This window comes from Novosphingobium kaempferiae (genome assembly GCF_021227995.1).
Taxonomy (GTDB): domain Bacteria; phylum Pseudomonadota; class Alphaproteobacteria; order Sphingomonadales; family Sphingomonadaceae; genus Novosphingobium; species Novosphingobium kaempferiae.
This window is the reverse complement of the sequence record NZ_CP089301.1, coordinates 1,128,689-1,144,585: the sequence shown is the minus strand read 5'-3', so window position 1 is coordinate 1,144,585 and position 15,897 is coordinate 1,128,689. Positions and strand designations below refer to the sequence as shown.

14 protein-coding genes are annotated in these 15,897 nt (G+C 67.3%); 5 read left to right on the top strand and 9 right to left on the bottom strand.

Annotation, left to right across the window (positions count from 1 at the left end; translation table 11 throughout):
- Nucleotides 1-6: 6 nt before the first annotated feature.
- Nucleotides 7-414: a hypothetical protein gene (locus LO787_RS05245; protein WP_232494797.1), complete on the top strand. Its 408-nt coding sequence runs from the start codon at nucleotides 7-9 to the stop codon at nucleotides 412-414.
- Between the two features lie 83 nt (nucleotides 415-497).
- Here LO787_RS05245 and LO787_RS05240 read toward each other — a convergent pair whose 3' ends face one another.
- From LO787_RS05240 to LO787_RS05200, 9 genes are all read right to left on the bottom strand, one after another.
- Nucleotides 498-1,055, bottom strand: a complete 558-nt coding sequence (locus LO787_RS05240; RefSeq protein ID WP_232494796.1) for a PAS domain-containing protein — start codon at nucleotides 1,053-1,055, stop codon at nucleotides 498-500.
- A 129-nt stretch (nucleotides 1,056-1,184) separates the two neighbouring features.
- Entirely contained in the window at nucleotides 1,185-1,367 is a 183-nt protein-coding gene (locus LO787_RS05235; RefSeq protein WP_232494795.1) for a hypothetical protein, read from the bottom strand.
- A complete protein-coding gene (locus tag LO787_RS05230) occupies nucleotides 1,364-2,530 on the bottom strand; it encodes a PepSY-associated TM helix domain-containing protein (protein WP_232494794.1) in 1,167 nt (388 codons plus the stop codon). The genes LO787_RS05235 and LO787_RS05230 overlap by 4 nt, the downstream gene beginning before the upstream one ends.
- Nucleotides 2,531-2,540: 10 nt before the next feature.
- Nucleotides 2,541-3,929 (bottom strand): PepSY-associated TM helix domain-containing protein, encoded by a 1,389-nt coding sequence (locus LO787_RS05225; protein ID WP_232494793.1) that lies wholly within the window; start codon nucleotides 3,927-3,929, stop codon nucleotides 2,541-2,543.
- Nucleotides 3,926-6,211, bottom strand: coding sequence for a TonB-dependent receptor (locus tag LO787_RS05220; protein ID WP_232494792.1), 2,286 nt, complete (start codon nucleotides 6,209-6,211; stop codon nucleotides 3,926-3,928). The genes LO787_RS05225 and LO787_RS05220 overlap by 4 nt, the downstream gene beginning before the upstream one ends.
- A gap of 75 nt (nucleotides 6,212-6,286) precedes the next feature.
- Nucleotides 6,287-6,694 (bottom strand): hypothetical protein, encoded by a 408-nt coding sequence (locus tag LO787_RS05215; RefSeq protein ID WP_232494791.1) that lies wholly within the window; start codon nucleotides 6,692-6,694, stop codon nucleotides 6,287-6,289.
- Between the two features lie 195 nt (nucleotides 6,695-6,889).
- Nucleotides 6,890-8,302: an aldehyde dehydrogenase family protein gene (locus tag LO787_RS05210; RefSeq protein ID WP_232494790.1), complete on the bottom strand. Its 1,413-nt coding sequence runs from the start codon at nucleotides 8,300-8,302 to the stop codon at nucleotides 6,890-6,892.
- 174 nt (nucleotides 8,303-8,476) lie between these two features.
- The gene (locus LO787_RS05205; RefSeq protein ID WP_232494789.1) at nucleotides 8,477-10,270 is read right to left on the bottom strand and encodes a thiamine pyrophosphate-binding protein; all 1,794 of its coding nucleotides are present in this window, start codon (nucleotides 10,268-10,270) and stop codon (nucleotides 8,477-8,479) included.
- Nucleotides 10,271-10,375: 105 nt separating this feature from the next.
- Nucleotides 10,376-11,560, bottom strand: coding sequence for a CaiB/BaiF CoA transferase family protein (locus LO787_RS05200; RefSeq protein ID WP_232494788.1), 1,185 nt, complete (start codon nucleotides 11,558-11,560; stop codon nucleotides 10,376-10,378).
- A 138-nt stretch (nucleotides 11,561-11,698) separates the two neighbouring features.
- Here LO787_RS05200 and LO787_RS05195 point away from each other — a divergent pair, with 138 nt between their 5' ends.
- From LO787_RS05195 to LO787_RS05180, 4 genes are all read left to right on the top strand, one after another.
- Nucleotides 11,699-12,865, top strand: a complete 1,167-nt coding sequence (locus LO787_RS05195) for an acyl-CoA dehydrogenase family protein (protein ID WP_232494787.1) — start codon at nucleotides 11,699-11,701, stop codon at nucleotides 12,863-12,865.
- A 112-nt stretch (nucleotides 12,866-12,977) separates the two neighbouring features.
- Entirely contained in the window at nucleotides 12,978-13,868 is an 891-nt protein-coding gene (locus tag LO787_RS05190; protein ID WP_232494786.1) for an HpcH/HpaI aldolase/citrate lyase family protein, read from the top strand.
- Between the two features lie 10 nt (nucleotides 13,869-13,878).
- On the top strand, nucleotides 13,879-15,126 hold the full coding sequence (locus tag LO787_RS05185) for an acetyl-CoA hydrolase/transferase family protein (protein WP_232494785.1): 1,248 nt from the start codon (nucleotides 13,879-13,881) through the stop codon (nucleotides 15,124-15,126).
- A gap of 2 nt (nucleotides 15,127-15,128) precedes the next feature.
- Nucleotides 15,129-15,896: an enoyl-CoA hydratase/isomerase family protein gene (locus LO787_RS05180; RefSeq protein WP_232494784.1), complete on the top strand. Its 768-nt coding sequence runs from the start codon at nucleotides 15,129-15,131 to the stop codon at nucleotides 15,894-15,896.
- Nucleotide 15,897: the final 1 nt, after the last annotated feature.

Below are 15,897 nucleotides of genomic sequence, written 5' to 3'. Positions count from 1 at the left end.
GTGATCATGTCCGATGGCGTATCATTATCCTCATCGCTGCCGGGCTACAATCAGCCAACTAAGCGGCTGGCGCGACTTCAATCGCTAGGCCACGCCATTGATCTGTTCACCACCCGCCGTGAAGATGTGGCGGTTGTCTCTGCGGATCATCCATCCCGCATCAAGGCCAGCCTTGCCGCCAGCGACATAATGGGAGACGCGGTCGGGGCAGAGGGATGCTCGGACATCGACATCACATCTTGGCAAACATTTTGGGCCTCCTCGATCGGCACAAGAGGTGCCGCCGACCTGACTATTGCCTCATCGCGGACTCGAACTTCCGACCGAATGATGCAAAAGTTTTTTGGGGGCCTATGTGGGGGCAGGATAATGCTTAATTCCAAATATGTTACTTTATTTCAGCCATTTAACTAACATAGTCGAGTCCCGTAAGCGCACCACCTTCCTTAAGGCACTTCCACAAGGACATCGGCGGTTTCCCACGGGAAGGGCTCGGCTTACGCCCGCTTCGGCGAAGGTTCGACAAGCTTGAGGTGTGCCTGCGCCATCAGGCCGACCGAATCTCCGATCACCGACAGCGCGTCCTGCACGGTGATGCCCCTGCCGGACGCATTGGGTTGAAGTCTGCGGAGCGCATCGGCCAACTCGCGGTCGTAAGCCCGCAGGCGGTCCGCTTCGAGCCGGCTTACGTCGAATTGCGAGCCGAGGACGTACTGCGTTTCGCCTGATGCTCCGCGCAGCCGGGTCAGGTACAGCAGGTTCACGAACGGCGTGCCGTCGCGACGGAAATTGATCAGCGGTGATCTTGCAGACATTGTATCGTCATTGGCGAGAAATGCGCGGAACCGTGCGGCGCCTGCATTGTCGGGGACGCCCCGCTGCAGGAAGCGGCAATTCCGGCCGAGTGTTTCTGCGGGCGGGTATCCCGTCAGTTCATTGAACCGCTGGTTGACGAAAACCAACGGGTGGTCGCCCCCGATCGACGCCAGCGACAATGCGATCGGAAGCGAGTCGAGAAAGTCGCACAGTTCCATCGGAACCGATGATGAAGCCATAGACCAACTCCTGTCGGACGCAGCAACTACCAGAATGAAAAGGCAATTCGCAATGCCCGCTCGACAAAGCTGGGTTGCGCCACGCTTGCTTCTGCAGTCCGCCGGGCAATGTCCAGACGGCAGAAGGTCTCAGCTGCGCCGTGCCTTCATTGCCCACCCCACTGCGAGTACTGGCACGCCCAGCGCCACCCACGAAAGCACATCGCGCCAGCCGTCGCCGGTGAGGGCGGCGATCAGGCCCACGGTGCTCAGCACGGCGATGGCGATGGGCAGGGCGAAGACCTGCCACAAGGTCTGGTGCGGACGCTTCATGCGACGGGTGCCACGACGCCGCCGGTCTCGACCTCGCGGACGAGGGCGTCCACCGTTGTGCGGCGCTTGCCGAGCCAGAGGTAGAGGCCGGAGCCAAGGATCACGATCGTGAACAGGTCCAGCACCGCCCACAGGATCTTGAGCGGCAGCCCGCCGTAGTCGCCGAAGTGCAGCGGCTGCGACAGAGCGAGGGCCTGGTTATACCACGGCATCGGCCGCGCGTCGGTGAAGGTGCCGGTCTCGGCATCGATCAGCGCGGGGGTCAGCAGGCGCTCGGTCAGCGGGGTGTCGCCCTGGAAGAACACGGCGTAGTGGTGCGCGGAACTGAAGTTGCCGCCGGGAAAGCCGATGAACTGCGGGTTGTTGCCCGGCAGCGCCTTGCGCGCGGAGGCCATCGCCTTGTCGAGCGAGCCGTAGCGCGACGGCGGCAGCGCCTCGCGCCCCGCATAGGCGCGGGTCATGCCGGCAAGCTCGGCGCTCTGCCACATCTTGTTGATCGGCGTCGCCAGCGTGTTGACCACGCCGGTCAGGCCCACCACCACCGTCCACGCCAGCGCGACGATGCCCAGCAGGTTGTGATAGTCCAGCCACTTCAGTCGTTTACTGCGAGAGGTGCGCAGGGTGCCGAAGGCGAACTTGCGCATGAACGGGGCATAGAGCACCACGCCCGAGACGATCGCCACCGTGAACAGCAGCCCCATGAAGCCAAGGAACAGCATTCCCGGCAGGCCGAGGAACATGTCGGTGTGAAGCTGCAGAAGGAAGTGCATCACCCCGTCCTCGGTCGGGCTGGAGACGAGCCTGCCGGTCGACCGGTCGAGCACCAGCAACGACATCTCGGCGCCGGGCGCGTCCGGGCGCGGGCCGGTCGTCACCGTCATCAGCGGGCTTTCATTGTCGAAGGCCATGAACAGCGGCACCTCGCCTGGGCGGGTGGCGAGCGCCTTGCGCATGATCGTGTCGAGCGGCAGCAGCCCCGGCGCGTTCGACGACGAGGCGACGCCCGGCAGGCCGACCTGCGGGGCGCCTTCGGTCAGCACGTCGATCTCGTCATGGAAGATCAGCGGCAGGCCGGTCAGGCACAGCATCAGCAGGAAGACCGTGCAGACCAGGCTGGTCCACTTGTGGATGAGGAACCAGGCCCGGATCGAGGAACGTGTCACAGCCCCGGCGCTAGTCGACCGCAGGCTTGCCCGCAAGTTTCGTAACGTTGCGCCAGCCCGCCCACGACCCGAGGCACGGCACAAGGCGGGCCAGCGCGGCCTCCGCGATGACGGCAAGCCCCAGCGACAGGCCGAACAGCGGCATCGCCGCCGCCAGCGCCATGACCAAGGCGACGAGCGCCCAGGAATGGCGCAGCGGGGCGAGGCTTTTCGGCGCGCCGAGGGTGCCGGACGGTCGGCGCCGCCACCACAGGACCACGCTGGAGACGCACAGCAGGACAAGGCCGATGAGCACCGCGAGGTTCACCATCTGGTTGGGCAGCCCCGCCCACGCGCCTTCGTGGATGGCGACGCCGTAGCCCACCGCGCGGTCGATCCAGTGGCGGTCTGCGAAGCGCTGGATGCCGATCAGGCGGCCGTCGGCGGCGATCTCCGCGCTGTCGCGGCGGGGGCGGTTCTCGGCCTGACTGCGCACCTGCCACGGCGCGCCGGGGGCGGTGGGCGGACTGACCTCCACCGGACCAGCGAAGTGGAGCGTTTCGGCCCGCGCCACCACGGCATCGAGCGCGGCGGGCGGGAAGGCGGCGTGGCGCATGGTCATGCCGTGGTGCTCGGCATGTTCGGACATCATGGCGCGCATCCCGGCATCGGCGCGGGCGCGGACGGCGGCGTCGGCGCGCGAACCGGCGGACCAGTCCTGCTTCCCGGCGATAGTACCGGTGACGGCGCGGACTTCCCGGAAATACGCGCCCCAAGCGTTCGCCCATGGCAGGCCGGAAGCGATCAGGAACAGCGCGCCAAGGCTCACCCACAGGCCGGTGACGGCGTGGATGTCCCGCCAGAACAGGGCGCGGCCCTTGCGCAGCCGGGGGTAGAGCACGCCCGCGAGGCGGCTCCCCCCGCGCGGCCACCACAGGAACAGGCCGGTCAGCAGCATCACGATGGTCCAGCACGCCGCCGTCTCCACCAGCGCCGAGCCCCACGGCCCCGCCAGCAGTTCTCCGTGCAGGCGGAAGACCACGCGCATCAGGCGGTCCTCCTCGGCCACCTGATGCAGCACGGCGCTCGTCTGCGGATTGACCCAGACGCGGACTTCCTTGGCCCCCTTGCCGACGAGCACCTGCACCGCGTCATGCGGGCTTTCGGGCAGGACGTACTTGTGCAGCACCGATCCCGGCACAGCCCCCACCGCCGTCGCGGCGATTGTCTGGGGCAGCAGCACCGGATCGCTCGCGACATTGCGGTAGGGGGCATAGAGCGCTGCCTCGATCTGCGGCTTGAACAGGTAGAGCGCCCCCGTCACCGACAGCCACAGCACGAAGGGCACGCAGAACAGCCCGGCATAGAAATGCCAGCGCCACACCGCGCGATACCACCTCTCTGTCCGCGGCGCGCTCACAGCTTCCACCCGGCTTCGAGGAGGAAGCTGCGCTGCGGGTAGGGGTGATAGACCCAGGCGCGGTCGTTCGTCAGGTTGTCCACCCCGGCGCTGACGCGCAGCTGCGGCGTCGCGTCCCAGCTCACCCGCGCGTCGAGGGCGAAGAGTTCGGAGGTATAGCCGTAAGTATCGCCGCGCTGGAGGCCGAACAGGTCGGTATTCGGGCGGCTGGCATAGCGCACGCCGATGGAGACGAGCACCGGATCGGCCACGCGGTAGCGCAGGTTGCCGTTGAGCCGCCAGCGCGGGATGCGCGGGAACTGCACGCCCTCGGCCGCCGGGGCGGCGTCGTTGCGCACCGTCACGGAATCGATCCACGCGGCGTTGGCGTCGATGTCGAGGCCGGGGATGAGGACGTCGCGGGCCTCGGCGATCAGTTCCAGCCCGTACTGGCGGGTCACGTCGATGTTCTTGAAGTTGGACGTGCTCACCCCGTTCTGGTTGAAGCCGTAGAACGCGAAGATCGTGTCCTTCACCCGCTGCCAGAACGCCGAGCCGGTCAGCTTCACCGGACCGAAGTCATGCGCGATCAGCAGGTTGGCGTCGGTCGAGCGTTCGGGCCTGAGGTTCGGGTCGAAGCTGTCGGGGTTGAAGGTGCCGTCGCCGTTGAGGCTGCCCTGGAACAGTTCGCCCACGGTGGGAAAGCGCGTGGCTTTCGCAAGGCTGACCTGTACGCGGGTTGCGGGATCGAGCGCCCACTCCAGCGAGGCCTTGGGCTGGAAGCCGGTGGCATGGCGCGCGGCATAGCGGCCCGTGACTTGGGTGCCGAGCGTGCCCATCCGGGTCAGCCCGCCGTCGAAGGCGCGCCAGTCCTCGTACCGCGCGCCCAGCGTCAGGGTGACGGGATCGAGCGGTACGCGCACTTCGCCCCATGCGGCAAGGTTGCGGGTCTTGCCGAAGGTGCGGGTGGAGAATGCCTTGCCCGCGTCGGAACGCCAGTTCGCGATGGTGTAGTTGGTGAGGTCGGTGCGGTAGAGGTTGGCGCTGCCGCCGCCCGCGAGGTCCACCCCGCCGAGCCGTGCGGTGAGGGAAAGTTCGCCGGTCCACCAGTCGGTCGGCCCCTGCCGGGCGAGGCGGCCGGCACCGTTGGTCTTACCGGAGGTCCATGAGGTCGAGGTGAAGCCGTCCGAGCGCAGGATCCGGTAGGTCGAGACATTGGCCTTAACGCTCACCGCGTCGGACAGCGGTGCGGCCAGCTTGAGGCCCGCCAGCAGTTCGTCGCGCACGGTGCGGGACCAGTTGGCGCCGCTGGCGGTGTACCTCTGCGCGCCGATGGAGACGAGGCCGTCGCAGACCGCGTTGCCTCCCGTATCGCGCAGGTAGCAGTCGGGCGCGGTCTGGCTGTCGAGGTTGTGCCAGTAGGCCAGCAGGAATTCGCCGGTCACGCCCGATGCGCCGTCGTAGCCGAGCCGCAGCTTGGCCTGGTCCTGCGTGATCCCGGCGGGGCTCTGCGCGGCGAAGAGGGGGTTGGTTGCGGTGCCGGGCGTGCCCGCGACATGCTGCTTCGGATCGACGATTGCGCCCGTCACCGGCGTCGCGGCGGCGGTGCTGGTTGTGGGCGTCAGGCCGTAGAACATCTGCGGGTGGCCGGTGTTGCGGAAGTGGCGGCCCGACAGGCGCAGCGACCACGGGCCGTCCTTCTGCCGGAAGCCGAAGCCCGCCTCTCCCGACCAGCCGAGGTAGGTGTCGCGCGTGCCGTACTGGCGATAGGGCTGCATCATGCCCTGCACGGTCGCGAAGGCTTCGGTGCGTTCGGGCGAGCGGGTGGTGATGTTGACCACGCCGCCCATCGAATTGCCCGCATAGCGCGCGGAATAGGGGCCGTAGACGACGTCGAACTGCTCCACCTCGCCGGGGCCGACGACGCCCCACTTGGGGGAATAGGCGAAGGAATTGCCGAGGAAGTTGGACACCGTGAACCCGTCCACCATCACCAGCGTGCGCGCGCTCTGGGTGGAATGGGTGCCGCGAAAGCCGGGGACGCCGTTGGAATCCCCGGCGTAGCGGGTGCGCACGAAGAAGTCGGGCGCGTACTTCATGAGATCCTCGACGTTGCGGGCATTGACCCCCGCGAACTGCTCGTCGCCGAGGCTGACCGAGAGGCCGCGCGCGTCGAGGCTGATCGCGCGGTCGCGCTGGCCGACGACGAGGATGGTTTCGGTATCCGCCTCATCGGCGGCGAGAGCATGGAGGGGAAACAGGGCAAGCGGAGCCGCGCCGAGCGCGAGCATTGTGCGGAACATGGATATACACCTGAACGGCCCGCGATACGCGCGGGCGAGCAACCAAGGGGCCGCGTGCGGCCCGGCGTGTCGGGTTCAGATGGAGAGGGGCGGCGCCTGGCTAGGCGGCCTGATCCGCGCGCCCGTCGCGCGCAGGGCCAGCGGCGCGCGCAGGATCGCGGCGACGAAGACGAAGGCCAGCGCGGCGATCAGCAGTGGCGCGAAGTCGGCGCCGGTCATCGCATCGGCCAGCGGCGCGAAGGCGCAGGGGTGGTCGGCCACGGTGCCGCCATGGTCCTGATGCGAGGGCTTCTTCGGGATGGTGATCGTCACCGTGCTGCCTGCGGGCATGGTGCCCGAACACAGCGCCACGATGACCCCCGCGTCAGGCGAGGCGGCGGGCATCCACCCGGCCGGGACGATCGCCCTCAGGATCAGCGCCGAGGCCAGCAGCAGTGCCGCCAGCGCCGGTCGGTTCCGGAAGAAGTGCCTCAGGGTGCCCACGGGCGGGTTCTCTAGCGGGTCGGGAGGGGGATGGGAAGGTGGCCTTTGGAGAAGCCCTCGCGTGCAAGGGCATCTTTCTCGCCCCAATCGATCGTCATTGCGAGGAGGCGAAGCCGACGAAGCAATCCAGAGCGGCGTAAACCGTGCAGGATTGCTTCGCTGCGCTCGCAATGACGAATGTGGGAAGGGGCGTCCTCACCACCCGACGACCGACTTCACCTCCAGATATTCGTGGAAGCCCAGTTCGCCCCATTCGCGGCCGTTGCCGGAGCGCTTGTAGCCGCCGAAGGGGGCGTGGAAGTCGAAGCCGCCGTTGACCCAGATCGCCCCCGTGCGCATCCGGCGCGAGACGGCGCGGCAGGTCTCGATGTCCTCGCCCGAGACATAGCCGCCGAGGCCGAAGTTCGAATCGTTGGCGATCCGCACCGCGTCGTCGATGTCGTCGTAGGGGATGACGACCAGCACCGGGCCGAAGATCTCCTCTCGCGAGATGACCATGTCGTTGCTGCCGATGAACACGGTAGGGCGCACGTACCAGCCCTTTTCCAGCCCCTCGGGCCGGTCGAGGCCGCCCGCGATCAGTTCGGCGCCTTCCGCGATGCCCTTCTCGATATACTGCTGGATGATGTTGTACTGCGACTTGGAGACGACCGGCCCCATCGCCGCGTCGCCCCGCGGATCGCCCACGGTGACGCCGTTCGCGGCTTCGGCGGCCACCTTGCGCACTTCGTCGAGGCGCGAGGCGGGGACCAGCAGGCGCGATCCGGCGGAGCAGGTCTGGCCCGAATTGCCCATCATGCCCGCCGTCGCCCCGGCGACGTTGGCGGCGAGCGAGGCATCGTCGAGCACGATCCACGCGGACTTGCCGCCGAGTTCGAGGCCCACGCGCTTCACCGTGTCGGCGGCGTCCTTCTGGATCTGCACGCCCACGGGCTCGGACCCGGTGAACGAGATCATGTCGACGTCCTCGTGCCGGGACAGCGCCGCGCCGATGACCGAACCCTGACCCTGCACCATGTTGAACACGCCCGCCGGGACGCCCGCGTCGTGAAGGATCTCGGCAAGGATCTGCGCGGAATAGGGCGCGAGTTGCGGGGGCTTGAGGATCATCGTGCAGCCCGCCGCCAGCGCCGGGAAGATCTTCACGCAGGTCTGGTTCATCGGCCAGTTCCACGGCGTGATGAGCCCGCAGACGCCGATGGGCTCCTTGCGGATCAGCGTGACGCCGCGCTGCTCCTCGAACTTGAATTCCCTGAGCACCTCGATCGCGGTGCCGAGGTGGCCCTTGCCGAGCAGCGTGTGGAACCCGCAGGCAAGCCCGCGCGGCGCGCCCATCTCCTCCATCACCGCTTCGCCGAGTTCGGTCTCGCGCTTGAGGTATTCGGCCTGGATCGCTTCGAGGAGGTCGAGCCGTTCCTTCACGCTGCTTTCGCCATAAGTCGCGAAGGCGCGGCGCGCGGCGGCGACGGCAAGGTCCACGTCCGCCGGGGAGCCGAGCGAGATTTCGCCCGAGACTTCCTCGGTGGCGGGGTTGATGACTTCGGCGGTCTTCGGGGTGACGGGATCGACCCAGCGGCCGTCGATGTAGAACTGCGTGTAGTTGCGCATGATGCTCTCTCCCAATTCCTCCCCGAGCTTTGCTCGGGGAGGGGGACCGCCCGCGCAGCGGGTGGTGGAGGGGGAAAGGCGGTTTACGGGAGGTTCCGCCGTGCCGCTTCCCCCTCCACCATGCTGCGCATGGTCCCCCTCCCCGAGACGAGCTCGGGGAGGAATGATTTGTCGTTACTGCGTGCCTTCGGCGTACCAGGTGCGGAATTCCGAGTAGTTCGGCATTTCCTCCGAGTTCGCCGCCGGGTCGATCGGTACGTGGATCACGGTGCAGCCGCCACGGGCATAGGCGCGTTCGATGGCGGGGCCGATGTCGGCGGCCTTCTCGACGTACTCGCCTGCCGCGCCGAAGCCCTCGGCGATCTTGTCGAAGCGGACCTTGTCGGACCAGTGGACGCCGGTTTCCTTGGTGCCGTGGCCGAAGGTGCGCTTGTAGACGCCCACTTCGAGGCCCCACTGGAAGTCGACGCCGACGACGATCACCAGCGGCAGGTTCTTGCGCACCGCCACTTCCAGCTCACCGACATGGAACAGGAACGAGCTGTCCGAGGTGATGAGCATGCCGGGGCGGACCTTGCCGGTCGCCGCCTGATCGGCGAGCATCGCGCCGGTCGCATAGGGCAGGCCGGTGCCGATGTGGCCGTAGTTCTGGTTCCAGATGACGTCGTGCGGCTTGGCCTGCGAATAAGTCCACTGGAAGATCACCGTGGCGCCGCCGTCGCGGATCAGGATGCCGTCCTTGGGGAACGCCTTGGTCGCCTCGGTGACGAACTGGCTGGTGTGCATCTTGGCGGTCGAGCCATCGGACTTGGAGCCCGCATCCTCGGCCAGTTCCTCAAGCTGCTGGGCGTCGCGCTGGATATATTCCGAGAGCGAGGCCGAAGCCGAACGCCCGCCGAGCGCCTTCAGGGCGCGCGACAGCTGCGGCACCACGGCGCGGACGTCGCCCACGAGAGGCACGTCGATGGGGCGATTGACGCCGATGGCGGTGGGGTCCTGCTGGACGTAGATCCACTTGCGGTTCGCCTCGTTGTCGACCCAGTGCCGCCAGCGACCGTAGTGGCTGGGCTCGCCCAGTTCGGTGGCCAGCGCCACGCAGCAGTCGCTTTCGACCACGGCGTCGATCGAGGCTTCGGAGAAGCCGTAGGGGAAGGTGCGGTCCTCAAGCCCCTCGATGAACGAGGTGCCGCCCGAGGTCTGGATCACCGGGCACTGCATCAGTTCGGCGAGTTCCTTCACCGCCGCGCCCGACTTCGAGGTGTGGACGCCGTGGCCGACGAGCAGGACCGGGTTCTTCGCGGCCTTGATGATCTCGGCGGCTTCGGCGATCCGGTCGCCGTCCGCGCCCTGGTTGGTCAGGCGATAGCGGTGCGGTGGCAGGACCGGCGGCAGGTCCAGTTCCTCGAGGATGATGTGCGCGGGGAACTCGATGTAGGCCGGGCCGGGGGTGCCGGACATGGCGACGCGGATCGCCTCGCGCACGATCTCGTCGGTCTGGTCGGCATATTCGATGGAGCTGGAGAACTTCACCGAATCCTCGATCATCGGCTCCTGCCGCACGAACTGGATGCGGCCCCGGCGCACGCGGCGCTCGGTGATGCGGGCGCGCTGGCCGCCCATCACGATGATCGGGTCGTTCTCCACCTTGGCGCACTGGATCGCCGGCATCAGGTTCGCCATGCCCGGCCCCAGCGTGCCGATGCACAGCGCGGGCTTGCCGGTGATGCGCGCGGCGGCGGCGGCCATGTGCCCGGCGGACGCCTCATGGTGCGGCGACACGACGGTCCAGCCGCGCGTCTCGGCTTCGAGGAACAGGTGGACGAAGTTGGGATCGGGAATGCCGAACAGGGTGTTGATGCCCTCGGCCTCGAACAGGTCGAGGATGCGCTTGAAAACGGGCGTGCCCTTCTTCCCCTTGGCCGGAGCCTCGGGCGCCAGGGTGTCAGCCTGCGGCTGGTCGTCGTACATCGTGCGTGCCTTTCTTCTCGATCCGTCTGGTCGCGCTCTGGGTCGCTTTGAACAGGTGGTTAGCCCAAGCCTCGTAATACTGTCAGGTGAAATCAACAGGTGTGTTCATTCCGACTCGCCTGCTATCGCCGGGGCGACGCTTTGCAGGACGGCTTCGTTGTCCTGCCCCAGCGTGGGCGCGGGGCCGCGCACCTTGCCGGGGGTGCGGGAGAACCACGTCGGTACGCCGGGGAAGCGGACCGGGCCTTGCGGCGTCTCCACCTCCTCGAAGAAGCCGATGGCGTTGAGGTGGTCGTTGTCGAACAGCGCATCGGTGGAGCGCAGCGGTGCGCAGGGAATGTGAAGCGCGCGCAGGGTATCCAGCCATTCCTGCGTGGTGCGGGTCAGGAACGTCTCGCCCAGCAGGGCATAGACGCGGCCGATCTGCGCGGCCCGCTTGGCAAGGGTGGAGAACTCCTCGCTCGCCCAGGGCGGGTTCACCCCAGCGACGAAGGCGTTCCAGTGCTTGTCGTTGTAGACCAGCGCGGCGACGTGCCCGTCCCTGGTCCGGTAGGGCCGCCGGTTGGGCTCGACCGCGCGGTGATAGTGCGCGGGCGTGGTCGGCGGGGTGAACATCGCGCCGTTGGCGTGCTCGACCAGCATGAACGAGGACATCGCCTCGAACATCGTGACCTCGACTTCCTGACCCTCTCCCGTCCGCTCGCGATGGAACAGCGCCATCATCGTCGCGTAGAGCGCGTGGAGCCCCGCCACCTTGTCGGCCATGATCGTGGCGACGTAGCCGGGCTCTCCGTTCATCAGGCCCTGAACATGCGGGATGCCGCACTCGGCCTGGATCGTGTCGTCGTAGGCGGGCTTGTCCGCTTCCGGCCCCCGGCGCGAATAGCCGTAGCAATTGGTGTAGACGATGTCGGGCCGGATCGCGCGGACGGCTTCGTAATCGAAGCCGAGCTTGCGGATCGCGCTGCCGCGCATCGAATGGATGAAGACGTCGGCGGTGGCGATCAGGCGGCGCAGCGATTCGCGGTCGGCCTCCTGCCGCAGGTCCAGCATGACCCCGCGCTTGCCCCGGTTCACGTTGACGTAGATGCCGCCCATGCCGGGGGTGGGGCCGGTGGTGATCCAGCGGGTGTTGTCGCCTTCGGGCGGCTCCACCTTGATCACTTCGGCGCCCATGTCGGCCATGATCTGCGTGGCGTAGGGCCCGAACACCACCGATGTCAGGTCGATCACCTTCACATCCGCCAAAGGGCCGTTCTGTGCATCCTTGGTGTCGTTCAGTGCACGCATGTCGATCTCCCTCTCCGGGATGTATCGCTATTCGTATTTTGGTTCAACGTGCGTATATCGGAACAAGATCGTTGTATCCGGTGCCGCGCGCTGCTAACCCTTTGGGACAGCGACAAGCCGGGAAGAGGGCGGAAAAGCGTGGATTTCTCACTGAATCAGGACCAGCAGGATATCCGTGAGGCGGTGCTGAAGCACTGCTCGCAGTTCCCGGACGAGTACTGGCTGGAAAAGGATCGCTCGGGCGAATTCCCCTTCGAGTTCCACAAGTCGATGGCGGAGGCCGGATGGCTCGGCGTCGCCATGCCCGAGGCGGTCGGCGGTGCCGGGCTCGGCATCACCGAGGCGGCGGTGATGATGCAGGCGGTGGCCGAAAGCGGCGGCGGAATGACAGCGGCCTCGGCGATCCACGGCCCCGTATTCGGGCTCGAGCCGGTGCATCTGTTCGGCACGCAAGAGCAGCAAAGCCGCATGATTCCGCCGATTCTCTCGGGCAAGGAGAAGATGTGCTTCGCCGTGACCGAGCCCAACACCGGCCTCGACACCACCAGCCTCAAGACCCGCGCCGAGCGGGTGCCCGGCGGCTACAAAGTAAATGGCGAGAAGATCTGGATCACCAACGCCCACGTTGCCGACCGCATGCTCCTGATCGCCCGCACCACGCCGTTGGAAGAGGTACGCAAGAAGACCGAAGGGCTGACGCTATTCTATTGTAAAATAGACAGGAAATCCGTCGAATCCCGCCTGATCCCGAAGATGGGCCGCCATGCGGTGGGTTCGAACATGCTGTTCATCACCGACCTCTTCATCCCCGAGGAAGACCGCATCGGCGAGGAAGGGCAGGGGTTCAAGATACTCCTGCAGGGCCTCAATCCGGAGCGCGTCCTGCTGGGTGCCGAAGCCACCGGACTGGGGCGCGTCGCCCTCCAGAAAGCCAGCCGTTACGCCCGCGAACGCGTGGTTTTCGGCCGTCCCATCGGCCAGAACCAGGGCATCCAGCACCCGCTGGCCAAGGCGTGGATGCAGGTGGAGGCGGCCAGCCTCATGGTGTTCAAGGCCGCCACCCTGTTCGACAAGGGCCTCGACTGCGGGACCGAGGCGAACGCCGCCAAATACCTGGCGGCAGAGGCGGGGTACGAGGCCTGCCAGACCGCCGTCATGTCGATGGGCGGCATGGGCTACGCGCAGGAATATCACGTCGAACGCTACCTGCGCGAAGTCATGATCCCGCGCATCGCACCGGTCAGTCCGCACCAGATCATGAACTACATCGCCGAGAGGGTTTTGGAGCTGCCGAGGAGTTATTGAAAGCTGCCCGTCGTCCCGGACTTGATCCGGGACCGGCGGCTGTCTTTAGGTGAGCCCATGCCGCACGCGAAGCCGCATCACGGTCAGCGGATCGACGAATTTCGGAGAGACAATGCCTTTCACTCACACCCCAGCCACCGCCCGCTCCTGGCTTTTCGCGCCGGGCGACAGCGAGAAGAAGATGACCAAGGCGATGGAGGGCGAGGCCGACATCGTGCTCATCGACCTTGAGGACGCCGTCGCCCCCGACGCCAAGGCCGCCGCGCGCCCGATGGTGCATGACTTCATCAAGGCAAACCCGCAGCAGCGCGCCCGCCTTTGGGTGCGGATCAACCCGTTCGACGGGCCGCACACGCTGGCCGACCTTGCGGCGGTGATGCCCGCGCATCCGGGCGGCATCATGCTGCCCAAGGTCTATGGCCGCGCCGACGTGGAGAAGCTTGACCACTGCCTTTCCGCGCTGGAAGCGGCGAACGGGATCGAGGAAGGCTCCACCCCGGTCATCGTCCTCATCACCGAGACGGCCGAGGCGATGTTCCATACCGGCAGCTACAAGGGCGCCCCGCGCGTGGTGGCGCTGACCTGGGGGGCGGAGGATCTGGCCGATTCCATCGGCGCATCGTCCAACCGCAACGAGGACGGATCGTATTCCTTCACTTACGAACTCGCGCGCAGCCTGACCGTGCTGGGCGCGGCGACGGCGGGAGTGACGGCGATCGAGACGATCAGCGCGGATTTCCGCGACCTCGATGCACTGAAAGCCCGCGCCGAGAAGGCCCGTCGCGACGGCTTCCGGGGCATGATGGCGATCCACCCGGCGCAGGTGCCGGTCATCAATGCCGCCTTCACCCCTACCGAAGCTGAGATCGCCGAGGCGCAGGAGATCGTAAACGTCTTCGCCGCCAACCCCGGCGTAGGCGCGATCGGCTGGAAGGGTGGCATGCTCGACCGGCCCTACCTCGCCCGCGCCGAGCGACTGCTGCGGCAGGCGGGGAAGCTGTGATGCGGGCAGCATGATCGACCTTTCCGCCTATCTGCGCCCCGGCGACCGCATCGTCTTCGGACAAGCCTGCGGCGAGCCGATCACGCTGGTGGAGGCGCTGATAGCGCAAGGGGCGGACATCGGCGGCCTGTACGCCTTCATCGGCACGAGCTTCTCCGGCCTGTTCACGCCCGAGACGGCTAACGCGTTCCGCCTGTCCTCGATGGGCGCAATCGGGGCGCTGCGGGCGATGACGAAGGCCAATGCGCTCGACGTGATCCCCGTCCACGTCAGCCAGGTCGCACCGCTGATCGCGGCGGGCGTGATGCCCTGCGACGTGGCGATGATCCAGGTCAGCCCCGCCAATGCGCAGGGCGAGCATTCCTGCGGGCTCATCTCCGACTATGTCCGAGCCGCCGTGGACAAGGCGCGCGTCGTCATCGCCGAGGTCAACGAGCAGGTGCCCTTCGTTCCGGGCGAGACGATCCCCGCCAGCGCCATCGACGTCGCCGTGCAAGTCTCCCGCCCGCCGGTAGAGGTCGCGCCCGCGAAGATCGGCCCTACCGACGAGGCAATCGCGCGGCTCTGTGCGGAGTTCATCGGCGACGGATCGGTGATCCAGACCGGCGTCGGTGCGGTGCCCGATGCGATCCTGCGCCTGCTGCACGACCGGCGCGACCTTGGCGTCCATTCGGGGATGCTGGGCGACGGGCTGGTCGATCTGGCGGAAGCGGGCGTGTTGACCAATGCGCGCAAGGAGATCGACCGCGGCGTCTCGATCAACGGCGCACTGATCGGCACGCGGCGGCTCTACGACTGGGCGCACGAGAACCCCGCGATCCGCATGACGCCGACCAGCTACACCCACGATGCCGGGGTGCTGGGGCAACTGTCGCGCCTTGTCACCATCAACTCCGCGCTGGAAGTGGACCTGGCTGGGCAGGTCAACGCCGAGCAGTCGGGCGCGGCCTACATGGGCGGGACCGGCGGGCAGGTGGACTTCGTGCGCGCGGGCGCGCGCTCGCCGGGCGGGGCCTCGCTCATGGTGCTGGCGGCGACGGCAAAGGGCGGGACGATCAGCAAGATCGTGCCCGCGCTCTCCGGCCCCGTGACCAGCGCGCGCAGCGAGGTGGACGTGGTCGTGACCGAGTTCGGCGCGGCGCAGCTTAAGGGCCAGACCCTTGCCGAACGCGCGCGGCGGCTGGTCGCGGTGGCGCACCCGGATTTCCGCGAGGAACTGGACCGCGCCGCCTTCGAGATCGCGAGGAGAGGGTTCTAGAGATGACCGATGCCGTCCGTTTCGATGCCCGTCCCGATGGCATCGCCGTCATCACCATCGACCGCCCGGAGCAGCGCAACGCCCTCACCCGCGAAGTGCGTGAGGGCCTGCGCGCCGCGTGGAAACGGTTCGAGGGCGACGACGCACTGCGCATCGCCATCCTGACGGGCAGCGGCGACAAGACGTTCTGCGCCGGGGGCGACCTCAAGGAAATGGTCGAGACCGGCATGGCGGTGCCCCCGCGCGACATGTTCGCGCTGCCTTACGATACCATTGAACTGTCCAAGCCGACCATCGCGGCGGTCAACGGCGTCGCCTTCGCGGGCGGCTGGATGATCGCGCAGGCCTGCGACTTGTGCGTGGCTTCCACCGAGGCCAGGTTTGCGATCACCGAGGTCAAGGTGGGGCGCGGCAGTCCTTGGGCGGCGCCGCTGATCCACATGATCGGGCAGCGCATCTTCATGGAGATCGTGCTCACCGGCAAGCCCATCACCGCGCAGCGCGCCTACGAGATCGGCCTCGTCAACCGTCTGGCGGAGCCCGGGGCGGTTCTGGATGCCGCGCTGGACCTTGCGCGCGAGGTGCTGGAAGGCGCGCCGCTGTCGGTCAGGGCCGCGCGCGAGACGGTGATGCTCTCCACCGAGATGGGCCGCAGCGCCGCTCTGGCGGCAGCCCGGGCGGCGCATGAGCATATGTACAATTCGCAGGACGCGCAGGAAGGTCCGCGCGCCTTCGCGGAGAAGCGCAAGCCGGTCTGGCGGGGTATCTGAG